Source organism: Pseudomonas sp. LB1P83, assembly GCF_054897885.1.
Genome location: NZ_CM142709.1, coordinates 6,650,286 through 6,668,432 on the forward strand (window position 1 = coordinate 6,650,286; position 18,147 = coordinate 6,668,432).

12 protein-coding genes are annotated in these 18,147 nt (G+C 59.8%); 7 read left to right on the forward strand and 5 right to left on the reverse strand.

The window, feature by feature from the left end; genetic code table 11:
* Positions 1 to 222: 222 nt before the first annotated feature.
* From ACYZTY_RS30680 to glnA, 3 genes are all read right to left on the reverse strand, one after another.
* On the reverse strand, positions 223 to 843 hold the full coding sequence (locus ACYZTY_RS30680) for a DUF4124 domain-containing protein (RefSeq protein WP_461956742.1): 621 nt from the start codon (positions 841 to 843) through the stop codon (positions 223 to 225).
* On the reverse strand, positions 840 to 1,349 hold the full coding sequence (locus ACYZTY_RS30685) for a DUF4124 domain-containing protein (RefSeq protein ID WP_461956743.1): 510 nt from the start codon (positions 1,347 to 1,349) through the stop codon (positions 840 to 842). Before ACYZTY_RS30685 ends, ACYZTY_RS30680 begins: the two co-directional genes overlap by 4 nt.
* Before the next feature lie 298 nt (positions 1,350 to 1,647).
* Entirely contained in the window at positions 1,648 to 3,054 is a 1,407-nt protein-coding gene (gene glnA / locus ACYZTY_RS30690; protein ID WP_131061256.1) for a glutamate--ammonia ligase, read from the reverse strand.
* Between the two features lie 330 nt (positions 3,055 to 3,384).
* On the opposite strand from glnA, the gene thiI reads away from it, so the two are divergent.
* Together thiI and typA are read left to right on the forward strand one after the other, a co-directional pair.
* Positions 3,385 to 4,839 carry a tRNA uracil 4-sulfurtransferase ThiI gene (thiI, locus tag ACYZTY_RS30695; protein ID WP_461956744.1) on the forward strand — a complete coding sequence of 485 codons (1,455 nt, stop codon included), beginning with the start codon at positions 3,385 to 3,387 and terminating at the stop codon, positions 4,837 to 4,839.
* A gap of 139 nt (positions 4,840 to 4,978) precedes the next feature.
* Complete coding sequence (gene typA, locus ACYZTY_RS30700; protein WP_461956745.1) at positions 4,979 to 6,799, forward strand: translational GTPase TypA; 1,821 nt, start codon at positions 4,979 to 4,981, stop codon at positions 6,797 to 6,799.
* 188 nt (positions 6,800 to 6,987) lie between these two features.
* Here typA and ACYZTY_RS30705 read toward each other — a convergent pair whose 3' ends face one another.
* Positions 6,988 to 7,428, reverse strand: a complete 441-nt coding sequence (locus ACYZTY_RS30705) for a YkgJ family cysteine cluster protein (RefSeq protein WP_461959419.1) — start codon at positions 7,426 to 7,428, stop codon at positions 6,988 to 6,990.
* Between the two features lie 259 nt (positions 7,429 to 7,687).
* On the opposite strand from ACYZTY_RS30705, the gene ACYZTY_RS30710 reads away from it, so the two are divergent.
* The 5 genes from ACYZTY_RS30710 to ACYZTY_RS30730 all read left to right on the forward strand — a co-directional run bounded on the left by ACYZTY_RS30710 (position 7,688) and on the right by ACYZTY_RS30730 (position 17,180).
* Positions 7,688 to 10,138 (forward strand): glycogen/starch/alpha-glucan phosphorylase, encoded by a 2,451-nt coding sequence (locus ACYZTY_RS30710; RefSeq protein WP_461956746.1) that lies wholly within the window; start codon positions 7,688 to 7,690, stop codon positions 10,136 to 10,138.
* Between the two features lie 205 nt (positions 10,139 to 10,343).
* Entirely contained in the window at positions 10,344 to 13,931 is a 3,588-nt protein-coding gene (locus ACYZTY_RS30715) for a DUF2339 domain-containing protein (RefSeq protein ID WP_461956747.1), read from the forward strand.
* Positions 13,928 to 15,301, forward strand: coding sequence for a DUF3999 domain-containing protein (locus tag ACYZTY_RS30720; RefSeq protein WP_461956748.1), 1,374 nt, complete (start codon positions 13,928 to 13,930; stop codon positions 15,299 to 15,301). The genes ACYZTY_RS30715 and ACYZTY_RS30720 overlap by 4 nt, the downstream gene beginning before the upstream one ends.
* 263 nt (positions 15,302 to 15,564) lie before the next feature.
* Entirely contained in the window at positions 15,565 to 16,575 is a 1,011-nt protein-coding gene (locus ACYZTY_RS30725; RefSeq protein ID WP_461956749.1) for a class 1 fructose-bisphosphatase, read from the forward strand.
* A gap of 2 nt (positions 16,576 to 16,577) precedes the next feature.
* Entirely contained in the window at positions 16,578 to 17,180 is a 603-nt protein-coding gene (locus ACYZTY_RS30730; RefSeq protein WP_461956750.1) for a DUF924 family protein, read from the forward strand.
* A 107-nt stretch (positions 17,181 to 17,287) separates the two neighbouring features.
* Here the strand turns inward: ACYZTY_RS30730 and ACYZTY_RS30735 are convergent, their stop codons facing one another.
* The gene (locus ACYZTY_RS30735) at positions 17,288 to 18,052 is read right to left on the reverse strand and encodes a methyl-accepting chemotaxis protein (protein ID WP_370694726.1); all 765 of its coding nucleotides are present in this window, start codon (positions 18,050 to 18,052) and stop codon (positions 17,288 to 17,290) included.
* Positions 18,053 to 18,147: the final 95 nt, after the last annotated feature.

Genomic DNA, 18,147 nt, shown 5'->3' on the forward strand with positions numbered 1-18,147 from the left:
CTTTTGGAGCAGGGCATGCGCGTGGATAACGCGCCTATACGAGGAAAATGCAAAAACCAAACCAAGGCTCCGAAAAGAAGCGTTTAAGGCCTGAAACGGGCGTTTGACGCTCGCTTGCGTGGCGTTCTGCCAGCTTTTGCGGGTACTTTCGAACCAAAATGGGTTGAGATGTGGGAACGGTGCAACCTATTGCACCAATATAGTGCGCAAACCTGAACAAGGTTAGAAGAAACGCAGGAACGGATTTTTTTCTTCTTCGGGTTTGTCTTTGAGCGGACATTCCGGCCGTTGGCCGTAGTCGGTGAGGGTGCAGGGGTTGACCTTGCGTTTCTGCGCGAGGGAAATGCGCAGCATCTGGAACGGTTGATTGGCCGTGCGTTCGACGGTGCGGCCTTGTTCGTCGAGGATTTCCACGGACAGGTTGTGGCTGCCACGGTCGATGTTGCTCAGGGCAAACACCGGACTGAGGCCGGGCTCGGCAGTGGGTTGGCCATCGAGCAACAATCGGTAGCGATGGCCCCGTTGCAGGCCGGGTTCGTTGGTAACGCTGACGATCAACTCACCGGCATTGCTACGGACCGTAGCGTCCGGTTCCGGGACCAGCACGCGGAGCATGTCGTAGTGGAACAACAGCCGCTCTTCATTCTTCTGCTCGGCAATCACGGGGCGCGCGCCTGTCGGGTTGGCGGTCATGCGATTGCTCGTCGCCAGCGGCACACGCTTGGCATTGCCCGGGCCTGGCTGGTCGGTGTAGACACGATTGCCGTGAGCGTCGACGTAGGTAAAGACCTCGGCCGTTACCGGCAGCGCGATCAGGCAGGTGATCAGCAGCCATAACCTCATGGCTTATGCACCCGTTGCACGGTGAAGGTCACTGTCGGGCTCTGCTGAACGAGGTTCTCGCCATCAATCACCTGCACCGCGAGGCTATGTTCGCCACGGTCAATGTTCACCAGCTGCAGAATCGGTACGTTGCTCGACTGCCCGTAGGGTTGATCATCCAGCAGCAACCTGAACAGGTGCGGCGCTTGAAGGCGCGGTTTGATCATGACGCTGACGGTGAACGTGCCGTTGTTGGCGCGCAGGGCCTCTTCGGTGGGTAAACCGGTCAACTCCAGCACCTCATAGGCGCTGCGCGGCTGTTCGCGGTTGCTGGCTTCGGCAGCGGGTGCAGGAGGCGTCTGGCGCTCAACGCTGTTGAGCGGTGGCAGTTCGACCGGCTGAGCCTTGACGCCATCGGGTGGTTGATTGCTGTAGGCGGTGTTGCCGGAGGCGTCGGTGTACTTATAGATCTGCGCTGCGGCGGGCAGGGCGATCAGCAGCAACATCAAAAGAAAACCACGACCCATAAAATCGACCAGAAACGAAAGCGTTGGGTTGCAGCATAGGTCAGGGGGTTGCGATTGACCCAGCTCGTTAACATTTGGGCATGATTTACAGAGATCTTCCAAACACCACAAATCCCTGTGGGAGCGGGCTTGCCCGCGATATCGGTGTATCAGCCAACATTACTGTTGGGTGTGCCGACGCTATCGCGGGCAAGACCGGTCCCACAGGGTTCTTTGTTGACGGCCAAATCGTGGGCATAAAAAAGACCTCCCGAAGGAGGCCTCTTTTTGTCACGCCGCTTTCGCAGGCGCTACCGGATCAGCAGCTGTAGTACAGCTCATATTCCAGTGGGTGTACGAAGGTACGTACTTTGATTTCTTCTTCGCTTTTCAGAGCGATGTAAGCGTCGATGAAGTCATCGGAGAACACGCCGCCTTTGGTCAGGAACGCACGACCTTTGTCCAGCTCTTCCAGGGCTTCTTTCAGGCTGCCGCAAACTTGTGGGATCTCTTTCGCCTCTTCAGGCGGCAGGTCGTACAGGTTTTTGTCAGCTGCGTCGCCAGGGTGGATCTTGTTCTGGATGCCGTCCAGGCCAGCCATTACCAGGGCTGCGAAGGCCAGGTACGGGTTGGCTGCCGGATCCGGGAAGCGGGCTTCGATACGGCGAGCGCGCGGGCTGGACACGTAAGGAATACGGATCGAAGCGGAACGGTTGCGAGCCGAGTAGGCCAGCATTACCGGCGCTTCGAAACCTGGGACCAGACGCTTGTAGGAGTTGGTCGACGGGTTGGTGAAGCCGTTCAGGGCCTTGCCGTGCTTGATGATGCCACCGATGAAGTACAGGGCGGTGTCGGACAGGCCGGCATAGCCTTCGCCAGCGAAGGTGTTCTTGCCATCTTTGGCGATGGACAAGTGAACGTGCATACCCGAACCGTTATCGCCGTACAGAGGCTTAGGCATGAAGGTCGCGGTGCGGCCGTAAGCGACAGCAACGTTGTGCACGCAGTACTTCAGGGTCTGAACTTCGTCAGCCTTGGCGACCAGGGTGTTGAACTTCACACCGATTTCGTTCTGACCGGCAGTTGCCACTTCGTGGTGGTGAACTTCGATGACCAGACCCATTTCTTCCATGGCGTTGCACATGGAGGTACGGATTTCGTGGTCGTGGTCGAACGGTGGAACCGGGAAGTAACCGCCTTTGATACCTGGACGGTGGCCGTGGTTGCCGCCTTCGATGTCCTGGTCGGACATCCAGGAACCTTGTTCGGAGAAGATTTTGAACATCGAGCCGGAGATGTCGGACTTGAACTTCACTTGGTCGAAGATGAAGAACTCAGGCTCCGGGCCAACGAATACGGTGTCGCCGATACCGGTGGATTTCAGGTATTCCTCGGCACGCTTGGCGATCGCACGTGGGTCGCGATCGTAGCCTTGCATGGTCGACGGCTCGATGACGTCGCACACGATGATCAGCGTTGGGTCTTCGGTGAACGGGTCGAGAACGGCAGTGCTGTCGTCCGGCAGCAGGATCATGTCGGAAGCTTCGATGCCTTTCCAGCCAGCGATGGAGGAACCGTCGAACATTTTGCCTTCTTCGAAGAAAGCTTCATCCAGCGCGTCGCGAGCCGGCATGGTCACGTGGTGCTGAGTGCCTTTGGTGTCCGTGAAGCGCAGATCAATCCACTTGACGTCATGATCTTTGATGAGTTGAACCGACTTCGACATAGTGTCCTCCGGGTGGCTTCGGGCTTAGTAGTGGATGCCCTTAGAATGTGGGTGATGCCGGCGCGAATACTCTGCCAAGGCAACCTGCCTCACAAGGGAGCAAATTGCATGCCAGTGCCCCACCATGGGTTTTTTGCCCCAATAACACGCTTATAAAGGCACAAAGCGTCTGTAAGCTGAAAATCTCGCCCTACAATGTAGCGTTAAAATCAATAAATGACCTGTTTTGGTGCGCTCAAAACCTTCTGCACATTAACTGGTTAAACCTTGAGCAATTTCCGCTATAATCCGCGCCCCCCTTTTTCGGCTGGCCCAGCGCGCGCTGTTTTCATGAAACTAATCGTAAAAGTCTTCCCCGAGATCACCATCAAGAGCCGCCCGGTACGGATGCGTTTCATCCGCCAGTTGGCCAAAAACATCCGTACCGTGCTCCGCGACCTGGACCCGGCTGTGGTGGTGAACGGTGTGTGGGACAATCTCGAGCTGGAAACACGCGTCAGCGAGCCCAAAGCCCTGAAGGAGATGACCGAGCGCCTGAGCTGCATGCCGGGCATCGCGCATTTCCTGCAAGTCGACGAATACCCGCTGGGCGACTTCGACGATATCGTCGCCAAGTGCAAGCAGCACTTCGGTGAGGCGTTGGCCGGGAAAATCTTTTCGGTGCGCTGCAAGCGTGCCGGCAAGCATGAATTCAGTTCGATGGACGTCGAGAAATACGTTGGCAGCCAACTGCGTCGTCAGTGCGGCGCCGCCGGAATCTCGCTGAAAGAGCCGGAAATCGAAGTCCGCATCGAAATTCGCGACAAACGGTTGTTCGTGATCCACAACCAGCACAACAGCATCGGCGGATATCCGCTGGGTGCCCTGGAACAGACGCTTGTGCTGATGTCCGGCGGTTTCGATTCCACCGTTGCGTCGTACCAGATCATGCGCCGCGGCCTGATGAGCCATTTCTGCTTCTTCAATCTGGGCGGACGGGCCCATGAACTGGGCGTCATGGAAGTCGCGCACTTCATCTGGAAGAAGTACGGCAGCTCCCAACGCGTGTTATTTGTGAGTGTGCCGTTCGAGGAAGTACTGGGAGAAATTCTCGGGAAAGTCGATAACAGTCATATGGGTGTGGTTTTGAAGCGTATGATGTTGCGCGCTGCTTCCCGTATTGCCGATCGGCTGGACATCGAGGCGCTGGTTACCGGCGAGGCGATTTCCCAGGTGTCGAGCCAGACACTGCCGAACCTGTCCGTGATCGACTGCGTGACCGACAAGTTGGTCTTGCGTCCGCTGATCGCCAGTCACAAGCAGGACATCATCGACCTGGCCAACGAAATCGGCACTGCCGACTTCGCCAAGCACATGCCGGAATACTGCGGGGTCATCTCGGTGAACCCCAAGACCCACGCCAAGCGACCGCGCGTGGAGTACGAAGAACAACAGTTCGACATGGCAGTTCTTGAGCGTGCGCTCGAGAACGCCAAGCTGGTGCCGATCGATCGCGTGATCGACGAATTGGGCCAGGATGTGCAGATTGAAGAAGTCAGCGATGCACTGGCGGGCCAGATCATCATCGACATCCGTCACCCGGATGCCGCTGAAGACGAGCCGCTTGAGCTCGCTGGCATAGAGGTACAGACGATGCCGTTTTATGCACTGAACGCTCGTTTCAAGGAACTGGACCCTACTCGCCAGTACCTGCTGTATTGCGACAAAGGCGTGATGAGTCGCCTGCATGCCCACCATTTGCTCAGTGAGGGGCATGCCAATGTGCGCGTTTATCGACCGAGCTAAGAGCCCGGGGCTGTATGCCTGTGGCCTGCGTCACCGGCCCCCCGACTCTGCCGTCAAGCTGTAACGGCAAGGCCTGACTCTACTGTTAATCGCTGCCACGACCTGTCAGCACACCGAATCCTCTGATCGAGATACACAAGTGATCGAAAATCTACGCAACATCGCCATCATTGCTCACGTTGACCATGGTAAGACCACCCTGGTAGACAAACTCTTGCGTCAATCCGGCACCCTGGAGCGCAACGAGCTCAACGACGAGCGCGTGATGGACTCCAACGACCAGGAGAAAGAGCGCGGTATTACCATTCTGGCGAAAAACACCGCCATCAACTGGAACGGCTACCACATCAACATCGTGGACACTCCGGGCCACGCCGACTTCGGCGGCGAAGTTGAACGCGTAATGTCGATGGTTGACTCCGTTCTGCTGCTGGTTGACGCTCAAGACGGCCCTATGCCGCAAACCCGTTTCGTGACCAAGAAGGCTTTCGAAGCCGGCCTGCGTCCAATCGTGGTCATCAACAAGGTTGACCGTCCAGGCGCGCGTCCGGACTGGGTTCTGGACCAGATCTTCGACCTGTTCGACAACCTCGGTGCAACCGAAGAACAGCTGGACTTCAAAGTCGTCTACGCCTCGGCCCTGAACGGCATTGCCGGTCTGGAACACACCGCCATGGCTGAAGACATGACCCCGCTGTACCAGTCGATCGTCGACAACGTACCTGCGCCGAAAGTTGACCGTGACGGTCCGTTCCAGATGCAAATCTCGGCACTGGACTACAACAGCTTCCTGGGCATCATCGGCGTTGGCCGTATCGCTCGTGGTCGCGTCAAGCCGAACACCCAGGTTGTGGCGATCGATGCCGACGGCAAGCGCCGTAACGGCCGTATCCTGAAGCTGATGGGTCACCACGGTCTGCACCGCGTTGACGTTGAAGAAGCAGCTGCCGGCGACATCGTCTGCATCAGCGGCTTCGATTCGCTGTTCATCTCCGACACTCTGTGCGACCCACTGAACGTCGAAGCGATGAAGCCGCTGACCGTTGACGAACCAACTGTTTCCATGACCTTCCAGGTTAACGACTCGCCGTTCTGCGGTCGTGAAGGCAAGTTCGTCACCAGCCGTAACATCAAAGAGCGTCTGGACAAAGAACTGCTCTACAACGTTGCCCTGCGCGTTGAAGAAGGCGACACCGCCGACAAGTTCAAAGTCTCCGGCCGTGGTGAGCTGCACCTCTCGGTACTGATCGAAACCATGCGTCGCGAAGGCTTCGAAATGGGTGTTGGTCGTCCGGAAGTGATCATCCGCATGGTTGACGGCGTCAAGCACGAACCGTACGAAAACGTGACCATCGACCTGCCGGAAGAATCGCAAGGTTCGATCATGGAACAGATCGGTATCCGTAAAGGCGACCTGACCAACATGGTTCCGGATGGCAAGGGCCGTGTGCGCCTTGAGTACAACATCCCGGCTCGTGGCTTGATTGGTTTCCGTAACGAGTTCCTGACCCTGACCTCCGGTGCAGGCATCCTGACCTCGATCTTCGACCGTTACGACGTGATGAAGTCCGGCGACATGTCCGGCCGTCAGAACGGCGTGCTGGTTTCGGTTGCTACCGGTAAGGCTCTGACTTACTCGCTGGAAACCCTGCAAGCTCGCGGCAAACTGTTCCTGGGTCACGGTGAAGACGTGTACGAAGGTCAAATCGTCGGCATCAACAGCCGCGACAACGACCTGGGCGTCAACCCAACCAAAGGCAAGAAGCTCGACAACATGCGTGCTTCGGGTAAAGACGAAACCATCGCTCTGGTTCCGCCTATCCGTTTCACCCTGGAACAAGCTCTGGAATTCGTTCAAGAAGACGAATTGTGCGAAGTCACTCCTAAGTCCATCCGTCTTCGCAAGAAGATCCTGGGCGAAAGCGAGCGTACCCGCGCTGCCAAGAAAAGCGGTAACTGAGTCTCGACTTAGTTAGCAGCTAAAAAAACGCCCCCGACCGCAAGGTCGGGGGCGTTTTTGTTTGTCTGGGGTTTGTGCGGTGTTTGTGCCGGCCCCTTCGCGGGCAAGCCTCGCTCCTACGGATCTACAAAACCTGTAGGAGCGAGGCTTGCCCGCGAAAGCGATCTATCAGTCAGCGAGGTTTTGGATCAGAACTTCTCGAGGGTCCGGCGGCTTTCGCTGGTCTCACGCGCCACTTCCTTGGGCTTGTAAGCGCAATACCCCGGCCGTGGCCCGATTTTCGGGTGATTGCGGCAGGTATCCGGACGCTTTTCATAAATAGTGCACAGACGGCTCTTACGATCCAGGTACAGGCAATCGTTGTTGCTCATGCGCTGGAGGGTGAAGATCTCGGTCTTCTGGTTGTAACGCTCGACGATCCCTTCCTTCTGCAAGCGCTTGGCGATGTTCTTCGCTGGCTCGCCGCGCTCGAACTCGTCGACGATGCCGATACGGATCAGATCCTTGATCTTGGTCTCGACCGGCAGCGTGCAGCAGCTGGATACACACGAGCCGCACATCGGCGCAGAATATTTTGCCCAGGTATCGAGGCGATCGATCTCTGCGGCAGCGATCAGGTTGGACTTCATCATCGGTTGTTACCAGCGTGTGCATCAGGGCGCGCGATCATACCGGGACTGGTGGATTTTTGAACAACCTTTCGCCAGTTTTTTTCTGTGGCGTCCAATAACACCGTTAATCCGGCACGGCCCCTGCATTCATTCAGGCACACGACAATGTAATGCCGGCCTATCTCGCACTATCAGGAAAAACTGCCGAACCAGAGCCCCGACCGCCTGTCAGACCGTCTAGGCTCAGACAACTCAACGCTCGCTCGAGGTCCTATCGATGACTCAAGAACCACTTGTTCGCGAAGCAGAGGTGGCCGCATTTCGCGATGCCGTCTTGACCAAACTCACCTACGCGGTGGGCAAAGACCCGGATCACGCCTTCGACCACGACTGGTTCGAAGCCATCGCCCTGGCAGCGCGCGATCACATGGTCGAGCACTGGATGGATCACACCCGGCAGATCTACCGCAAAGGTCAGAAACGGGTTTACTACCTCTCCCTGGAATTTCTCATTGGCCGGCTGCTCTACGACAGCCTGAGCAACCTCGGCCTGCTTGACGTCGCCCGCGAAGCCATGACCGAGCTTGGCGTCGATATTGAGCGCATCCGCCTGCTGGAGCCCGACGCGGCCCTGGGCAACGGCGGCCTCGGTCGTCTGGCGGCGTGCTTCATGGAAAGCATGTCGACCCTCGGCATCGCCGGCCACGGCTACGGCATTCGTTATGAACACGGCTTGTTCCGGCAGGCCATCGTCGATGGCTGGCAGCAGGAGCAGACCGAACACTGGCTGGATTTCGGTAACCCGTGGGAATTTGAACGGCCTGAGGTCGTTTACCCGATCGGCTTCGGCGGCAGTGTCGAAACCGTGACCGATGAAAACGGCAAGTCCAAGCAAGTCTGGTCTCCGGCGGAAACCGTGCGGGCGATTGCTTACGACACGCCGGTGGTCGGCTGGCGCGGGGCGAGCGTCAATACGCTGCGTCTGTGGCGTGCCCGAGCCATGGAAGACTTGCACCTGGAACGCTTCAACGCCGGTGACCACTTGGGCGCTGTGGCAGAAGTTGCCCGGGCGGAAAGTATCTCCCGCGTGCTTTACCCGGCGGACAGCACCGAAGCTGGCCAGGAACTCCGTCTGCGCCAGGAATACTTCTTTGTCGCCGCGTCCTTGCAGGATTTGCTGCGCCGCCATCGCAACATGCACACCTCGGTCCTGACCCTGGGCGATCATGCGGCTATCCAGCTCAATGACACCCACCCTTCGATTGCCGTGGCCGAGCTGATGCGTCAACTCGTCGACGTCTACGATGTGGCGTGGGACGCCGCGTGGCAGGTCACGGTCGATACGCTTTCGTACACCAACCACACGCTGTTGCCGGAAGCGCTGGAAACCTGGCCGGTCGGTTTGATGGAGCGGATGTTGCCACGGCACATGCAGATCATTTATTTGATCAACGCCCAGCACATCGACTCGCTGCGCGCCAAAGGCATTCACGACTTCGATGTGCTGCGCGCGGTGTCGCTGATCGAAGAAGACAACGGCCGCCGCGTGCGCATGGGCAACCTGGCGTTCCTCGGTTCCCACAGCGTCAACGGTGTGTCCGGGCTGCACACGCAGCTGATGCGCAAAACCGTGTTCTCCGAACTGCACAAGCTCTACCCGGAGCGGATCAACAACAAGACCAACGGTATCACCTTCCGCCGCTGGCTCTACCAGGCCAACCCTGAACTGACGTCTATGATGGTCGATGCCCTCGGTCCGGATCTGTTGGACAACGCAGAAGAACGCCTGCTGGAACTGGAGCCCTTCGCCGAGAAAAGTGCGTTCCGCAAAGCCTTCGCCGAGCAGCGTCTGCACAGCAAAAAAGCCTTGGCCTACCTGATTCATGAACGATTGGGGATCGCGGTCAACCCGGCGGCGATGTTCGACGTGCAGGTCAAACGGATCCACGAATACAAACGTCAGTTGCTCAACCTGATGCACACCGTGGCGCTGTACCAGGCGATCCGTGCCGAGCCGGAAATCGACTGGGTGCCGCGGGTGAAGATCTTCGCCGGCAAGGCCGCAGCCAGTTATCACCAGGCCAAGTTGATCATCAAGTTGACCAACGACATCGCCCGGGTGGTGAACAACGACCCGACGGTGCGCGGTCTGCTCAAAGTGGTGTTCCTGCCCAACTACAACGTCAGCCTGGCGGAGAGCATCATTCCAGCGGCGGATTTGTCCGAGCAGATTTCCACCGCGGGCTTCGAGGCCTCGGGCACCAGCAACATGAAGTTCGGCCTCAACGGCGCGCTGACCATCGGCACCCTTGATGGCGCCAACGTCGAAATGTGCGAACGCATCGGCGTCGAGCACATGTTCATCTTCGGTCTCAGCGCCCAGCAGGTTGAAGCGCGCAAGCAGAACCATGAGTTCAATGCGACGCCGGACATTGCCGCATCCCATCGGCTTAACGACGTGCTGCAAGCGATTCGTGGCGGGGTGTTCTCGCCGGATGATCCGTCCCGTTACGCAGGCTTGATCGACTCGCTGATCGACTACGACCGCTTTCTGGTCTGCGCCGATTTCGATTCCTACTGGGACGCGCAGATGCGCGTGGAAGCCCATTGGCACGATTCTGAAGCCTGGTGGCGCTCGGCGGTGTTGAGCACTTCCCGGATGGGCTGGTTCTCGTCCGACCGGACCATTCGCGAGTACGCCACGGAGATTTGGAAGGCATTGGAGTAACTTTTAGCAATAATTGCGAGCAAGGCCCGACGGTTGTTGGGCCTGATCGATATACTAAGCACCAGTTTCAGTGAGTGCTGCGCCAACACCTTCGCGGGCAAGCCTCGCTCCTACAGGGATCGCGTTCTTCTGTAGGAGCGAGGCTTGCCCGCGAAGGCGTCAGCGCAGACGCCACAAGGCAATGGGCCGCTTAGGGATATCGACCATGCAATGGATGTTCATGCTGATTGGGCTGGTGCTGGGCTGGATACTCGATGAGTCGTTCAGCGATGCGCTGTTGGGCGCGTTGCTCGGGCTGGGTATTGGCCAGGCCATTCGCCTCGGCCGCCTGGGTTCAGAAGCGGCCGAGCAACGTCTTCTGCTGGAGCAGACGCAGGTTGCGCTGAATGGGGTGCAACAACGCCTGGCATTGCTGGAGGTGACTGGCGTCACAGCGCCGCAAACCAGCGAACCGGTTGCCAGCGAAGCCGCCCCGTCTCCTGAATTCACACTCGATGAAATTCCTCTCGAAGCCCCGGAGATGATCTGGGAGCTTCCACCCGAACTCGAACCGATGGCCGCGACGGCAGCGCAAACCAGCCGTCCGCTGCCCGACGATGTCTGGACACCCGAGCCGGTCGCCCGCGAACCACAACAACCTGCGATCCCTCGCGGCCCGAATTTCATCGAGCGGGCCATCAGTGGCGCGCGCAACTGGCTGTTCGGTGGCAACACCGTGCTGCGGGTCGGCGTGGTGCTGTTGTTCTTCGGTCTGGCGTTCCTGCTGCGTTATGCCACCGAAGGCATGGTAGTGCCGATCGAGCTGCGTTACGCCGGGGTTGCAGCGGCTGCGTTGGGCCTGCTCGGTCTGGGTTGGTGGCTCAGAACACGCAACAGCAATTACGCGCTGATGCTGCAAGGCACCGGGATTGCCGTGTTATACCTGACGGTGTTTGCCGCGATGCGCCTGCACCCGCTGCTCGATCCGACAGCAGCGCTGGGCCTGCTGGTCGCGGTGACGGTGTTCTCGGCAATTCTCGCCATCACTCAGGATGCGTTGGGCCTGGCGGCTGCCGCGGCACTCGGCGGTTTCGCCGCACCGATCCTGACGTCCACCGGCGCCGGCAACCACGTCGCGCTGTTCAGCTACTTCGCTCTGCTCAATGCCGGCATCCTCGCCATCGCCTGGTTCAAGGCCTGGCGACTGCTGAACCTGATCGGTTTCGTCGGCACCTTCGGCATCGGTTTCGCCTGGGGCCTGCGCTCCTACACCCCGGAATTGCTGTGGAGCACCGAACCGTTCCTGATTCTGTTCTTCCTGATGTACCTGGCCATCGGGCTGCTGTTCGCTCGGCGCAAGTTGCTGGAGATGAGCGACGCCCCCGAGGACGACAGTCGCGAGGCACTGCTGCGCTGGTCGGCGCGTAAGGGTGATTACGTTGACGGCACGATGCTGTTCGGCCCGCCGCTGGTGGGCTTCGGTTTGCAGTTCGCTCTGGTTCAGCATTTGGAGTTTGCCGCGGCGTTCAGCGCATTGGCGTTAGGCATGATCTACATGGGACTGGCCCGGTTGCTGGTGAGCGGCCGTGCATTGCTGCTCGCGGAAACCTGTCTGGCGTTGGGCGTGATCTTCGCCAGCCTCGCGATTCCCCTAGGGCTCGACGCGCGCTGGACGGCCGCCGCCTGGGCAGTGGAAGGCGCCGGGATTTTCTGGCTCGGCCTGCGTCAGCAACGACCGCTGGCTCGCGCGTTTGCCTTGCTGCTGCAACTGGGCTCGGCGCTGGCGTTTGTCAGCGAATTGCGCATTGGCGACAGCAGCTTGCTCGACGGCGCGCCACTGGGCGCGTTGATGCTCGGCGCGGCGTTGTTGTTCAGCTTCTATCAATTGCGCAAAGCCTTGCCCGAACAAACATCGGAATGGGAACGCAAAGGGCTGCCGGTATTGGCCTGCCTCGGCCTGACCTTTCTCTATCTGCTGGCGCCGTTGTTCTTCCTGACCCACGGCACCGCGATCAGTTGGGCGCTGGCGGGGTTGGCGACGTTGTTTGTCGGCTTGCGTCTGCAATCGCGCACGTTCCTGTTCACCGCGTTCGCCGTGCAATTGCTCGGCGGTGCGTTGTTCCTGCTGCGGTTGCAAGGTTCCAGCGGTGAATCGGCTGCGGTGTTCAGCGCGGGCTGGAGCGGATTGCTCAGTGCGTCCCTGATCGGCCTGGCGTTGATCGCCGGCATGTTGCTCGCGGCTCGCGATGAGATGGTGCGCAACGACGTTCGACTGTTGCGCGGATTGTCGGTGGTGTTGCTGGCCGGTCTGGTGCTGATCAATCTGGCGGTGCTGTTCGTGCTGCCATGGCAAACCGCGAGTGCGGTGTGGGCGGCCAGTGGCTTGTTCATCATCTGGCTCAGTCTGTACCTCAAGCAGCGCGTGAGTTTTGTGTTTGGCCTGCTGTTGCAGGTGATTGGCGGCGCGGCGTTCCTGTTCGCCGGGCCGGACCTGCTCGGGTCGTTGGCCAGCGAAGGCTTGAAACCGCTGGCCCACAGCGGCTTCTGGACACCGCTGGTGTTGGGCCTGGCCGCGATGGTCGGGGCCTGGCGCTTGCAGCTCGGCAACCATGCCTCGGCCTTCGATGTGCTGAGCTTGCAGCGTTTGTCCGAAGTGCTGCTGGTGTGGGGCGCGGGTTGGTGGGCGTTGGCGTGGATCAGCGAAGTGCTGCGCTTTGCACCGCTGAATCTGCAAGCGACCTTGCTGCTGGCTGTTGCGGCCGTGAGCGTGGCGCTTTGGACGGTGTTGACGCTGCGTTTGAAATGGTCGGCGCTGGGCCTGCTCTGCACCTTGCTGATTCCTGCTGCCGGTCTGGTACTGCTGGCGGCGTGGCACTCGCGTTATCACCCGGCGGCCAATTTCGGCTGGCTGGTGTGGGCGGCGGTGTTCGTCGTGCATTTCGTCTCCCTGCGACGCTTGGCGCCCATGCTGCCCGCGCGTGCGCTGAGCACCGCCCATGTACTCGGCTGCTGGTTGTTGATCGGCGTGCTCGCGCTGGAGCTGCGTTACGGTTTGCTGCTGTTGTCCGAGCAGTACAACGCCTGGCGCTGGCTGGGTTGGGCGATCCTGCCGAGTGTGTATCTGGTGCTGATGGCGGCGCCGCGCAATTGGCCATGGCCAGTGGCGGCGTATCCTCGCGAATACCGCTTCTACGCGGCGGCACCGTTGGCAGTGCTGATGCTTGGCTGGTTCTGGCTGGCGAATACCGTCAGCGACGGCACTGCCGAACCTCTGCCGTATGTGCCGCTGATCAACCCGTTGGAACTGGGTTTGCTGTTTGCGCTGTTCGGCGTCTACGTCTGGTCCCGCAGCGCCGTCACGCAGCTGTCGATTCGCAAGGATCACGTTGCTCACGCCACGCAACTGATCGCCGGGGTCTCGTTGTTCGCCTTCTTCACCGTGCTGGTGATGCGCACTGCACACCATTGGGGTGGTGTGCCGTTCGAGCTGGAGGCGTTGCTTGAGTCGATGCTGGTGCAGGCCGGCCTGTCCATCGTCTGGACCTTGATGGCGCTGAGTCTGATGATCGGCGGCCATCTGCGTCATCGCCGCGAAGTCTGGCTGATCGGCGCCGCGCTGATCGGCGTGGTGGTGGCCAAACTGTTCTTTGTCGAATTGAGTAACCGCGGCGGTCTTGCGCGGATCGTGTCGTTTATCGGCGTCGGCGTGTTGCTGCTGGTGGTGGGCTATTTTGCGCCGCTGCCGCCCAAACGTGCCGAGGCTGTGCCGGATACTGAAAGGCCGGCCCCTGAAACCGAAGGAGTGTCGTCTTGAGTCAGAAGCTGAACCTGGGCTGGTTGGGCGCTGTTGCGCTGGGTGTGGCGCTGTCCGCCAGCGCTCAGGAAAAACCGGCGGACTTCGCCAAGCAGGTGCCGTTGTCACTGAGCGGCGAGGGGCCTTGGTATCGCCTCGAATTGCCTTTGAGCGTGCAACTGAATGCGCGGCAAACGGACCTCAGCGATGTTCGCGTCTTCAACGCTGCCGGCGAGACCCAGGCTTACGCTTTGGCTCGAGAAGCGGCATCAGCCCGCGAAAATCTCACGTTGACCGACGTGAAATGGTTCCCGCTGTACACCTCGGCGGACGCCACGGAGCGCGCGCCGGGCATACGCGTGCAATCCAGCGCGAACGGCACGTTGGTTGAAGTGCAGCCATCCAGTCAGCTGGAGGCGGGCGAAGAAGTGCTGCGCGGCTGGTTGCTCGACGCCAGTGGCATCAAGGCGCCGTTGCAGCAGTTAATCCTCGACTGGACCAGCGAGCGCGATGGCTTTCAGCGTTTCACCATCGAGGCCAGCGACGACTTGCAGCATTGGCAGCCGTGGGGCGAAGGGCAGGTCGCGCGGCTGACGTTTGCCGACGAGCGGGTCGAGCAGCATGAAGTTGGCTTGCCGGGGCAGTCGGCACGTTATCTGCGCTTGCTGTGGAATTCACCGCAATCGGCGCCGGCGCTGACGTCTGCGCAGCTGCAAAGCGCGAGCACCCGCAGCCTGCCGCTGCCGTTGGTCTGGTCGCAACCGTTGGCCGGTAGCAGCGTGAAGGCGGGTGAGTACACGTGGCAGTTGCCGATGGGGCTGAATGTCGAACGGGTCCAGGTCGAGCTGAGTCAGCCCAACAGCCTGGCGCCGGTGACGTTGTCCGGGCGTCGCGAAAGCAGTCTGCCGTGGCAGCCGCTGACCAGCGGTTTGCTCTATCGCCTGACCCAAAGTGGCCAGGACGTGGTGCAGAACGAATTGCAGCTGTCGGGGCAAACCGTGCAGCAGTTGAAACTTGTCGTGGATGAGCGCGGCGGTGGCTTGGGCGCTGAAGCGCCGACGGTGAAGTTTGCCGTGCGCTCGACGCAATTGGTGTTCCTGGCGCGCGGGGCAGGGCCTTATACGCTGGCGCTGGGGAGTGCGACGGTGAAGGCGGCGAACCTGTCGTTGTCGACGCTGATTCCGGATTACAGCGCGGCGAAGTGGGCGGCGTTGGGTAAGGCTTCGGTGGACGGTGCGGCGGCGGTGAGCAGCACATCCACGGGAACAGCGGCAGCGGCGACGGACACGAACTGGAAGAAGTTCGGGTTGTGGGCGGTGTTGCTGTTGAGCGTTTTGTTTTTGGCGGCAATGGCGTTCAGTTTGCTGCGCAAGCCTCCCGTCAAACCCTGAGAATGGCCGGCGCTGCGCGCCATTCGCGGGCAAGCCTCGCTCCTACAGTTTACCCATCTGTCCGTAGGAGCGAGGCTTGCCCGCGAAGGCGTCTTCACAGCCACCAAGAATTCCGAATCTGCCGCCAAACCCGGCCCATTTCGAACTACGCTCAACCCGGCGCATGAACTCTATTGGGCGTATCACGTCTGATAGGAGGAAATGCGCCTCGACTCGCGTTAAACTGCGCGGGTTTTTAGCCCCCAATTCCACCGGAGCCTTCCATGTCCCGCGTTACCCTGAGTCGCTATTTGATTGAGCAGACCCGTAGCAACAACACCCCTGCCGATCTGCGTTTCCTGATCGAAGTGGTGGCGCGTGCTTGCAAGGAAATCAGCCACGCCGTGTCCAAAGGCGCCCTCGGTGGCGTTCTGGGCAGCATGGGCACTGAAAACGTCCAAGGCGAAGTGCAGAAGAAGCTTGATGTGATGTCCAACGACATCCTGCTCGAAGCCAACGAATGGGGCGGTCACCTGGCCGGCATGGCATCCGAAGAAATGGACAATGCCTACCAGATCCCGGGCAAATACCCGAAAGGCGCGTACCTGCTGGTATTCGACCCGCTGGACGGTTCGTCGAACATCGACATCAACGCGCCGGTCGGTACGATCTTCTCGGTGCTGCGTTGCCCGAACGAATACCTGACCCAGAACGAGCCTCTGAACGAAAAGGCCTTCCTGCAGCCAGGCACTCAGCAGGTTGCCGCCGGTTACGCGATTTACGGTCCACAGACCATGCTGGTGCTGACCCTGGGCAATGGCGTCAAAGGCTTCACCCTGGACCGTGAAATGGGCAGCTTCGTACTGACCCACGAAGACATCACGATCCCGGAGTCCACTCAGGAATTCGCGATCAACGCGTCCAACCAGCGTCACTGGGAAGCGCCGGTACAACGCTACGTCAGCGAATTGCTGGCAGGCGATGAAGGCCCGCTGAAAAAGAACTACAACATGCGCTGGGTCGCCGCGATGGTTGCCGATGTGCATCGTATCCTGACCCGTGGCGGCCTGTTCATGTACCCACGTGACAGCCGCGAGCCATCGAAGCCAGGCAAACTGCGCTTGATGTACGAAGCCAACCCGATGTCGTTCCTGGTTGAGCAGGCCGGCGGCGCGTCCACCGATGGTCACCAGCGCATCCTCGACATTCAGCCTGAAGGCCTGCACCAGCGTGTAGCGGTGTACCTCGGTTCGAAAGAAGAAGTCGCACGCGTCACGGCTTACCACAAGGAATAAACATGACCGCGCCCTGGCAGCCGTTGCTCGATTGGTGGTTCGGAACCCTCGAATCCCCCAGCGAGATAGCGGCTGACAAGGGCAAGTTATGGTTCGGCAAGCGCGGCAGCCAGGACCTCGAAGCGAAGACGCGTTTCGGGGACTGGGTCGAACAGGCACTGGCCGGCGGATTGACTGACTGGGCGCAACGCCCCGACGGTTGGCTGGCCCTGGTGCTGCTACTCGATCAACTCCCGCGAATGATCTTTCGCGACACTCCCAAATCCTTTTCAGGCGATCTCAGGGCTCAGGCGCTGGTAGCACAAGGCATCGCTGCGGATTTCGATCGGCAGTTACGGCCGATCCAGCGGGTGTTTATCTATCTGGTGTTTGAGCATTGCGAGAATCTGGCGGTGCAGAACGAGGCGATTTCGCGGTATATCGATCTGGTTGCGCAGCAGCCAGAGGCCGATCAGAAGCTGTTTACCGATTACCTAAGTTATGCCGAGAAGCATCAGCGGGTGATTGCGCGGTTTGGGCGGTTTCCGCATCGCAATTCGGTGTTGGGGCGGGAATCTACGGCTGAGGAGTTGGTGTTTCTTTCGCAGCCTGGCTCTCGTTTTTAGATCTTCGTTGTTATTGATGCCGCCTTCGCGGGCAAGCCTCGCTCCTACAGGTTCACGCTAACCCTGTAGGAGCGAGGCTTGCCCGCGAAGGGGCCAGTGAGAGCGCGTTAGATTCGGAAGCTACCCACCAACTGTTTAAGCCGCGCTGCTTGCTGTTCAAGATCAGCACACGCACGCAGTGTCGACTGCAAGTTCTCCACACCTTCCTGGTTCAACGTGTTGATCTCGGTGATGTCGACGTTGATCGACTCCACCACAGCGGTCTGCTCTTCAGTCGCTGTCGCCACGGACTGGTTCATCCCGTCGATCTCACCGATCCGCTGGGTCACGCTGCCCAGGCGTTCGCCCGCCTGGTTGGCGATGCCGACGCTGCTTTCGCTCTGGCGCTGGCTGTCGGTCATGGTGCTCACCGCTTCCCGGGCGCCGACTTGCAGTTCCTCGATCATCTTCTGCACTTGCTGCGCCGAATCCTGAGTGCGGTGGGCGAGGTTGCGCACCTCGTCCGCGACCACGGCAAAACCACGGCCGGCTTCACCGGCACGCGCTGCTTCGATCGCTGCGTTCAATGCCAGCAAATTGGTCTGTTGCGAGATGCTGGTGATCACTTCCAGAATCTGCCCGATGTTCACCGTGTTGCTGTTGAGCGTTTCGATGTTGCCGCACGAATCACTGATCTTCGCCGAGAGCTGCTGCATCGCCGCGATGGTTTTATCCACCACTTGCTGACCGTCCTCGGCCAAGGCACGGGCGTCGCTCGAATGCTGGGAGGCGAGGGCGGCGTTCTGGGCGATTTCCTGGGCGGCGGCGCCCAGTTCGTTGATCGCTGCAGCCACGCTGCTGGTGCGCGAGGCTTGCTGGTCGGAGTTGAACATCGACGAGTTCGAGGCCGCCACCACACGCAGCGCCACTTCGTTGACCTGGCCGGTGGCCGAGGACACTTCGCGGATCGAGGTGTGAATACGCTCTA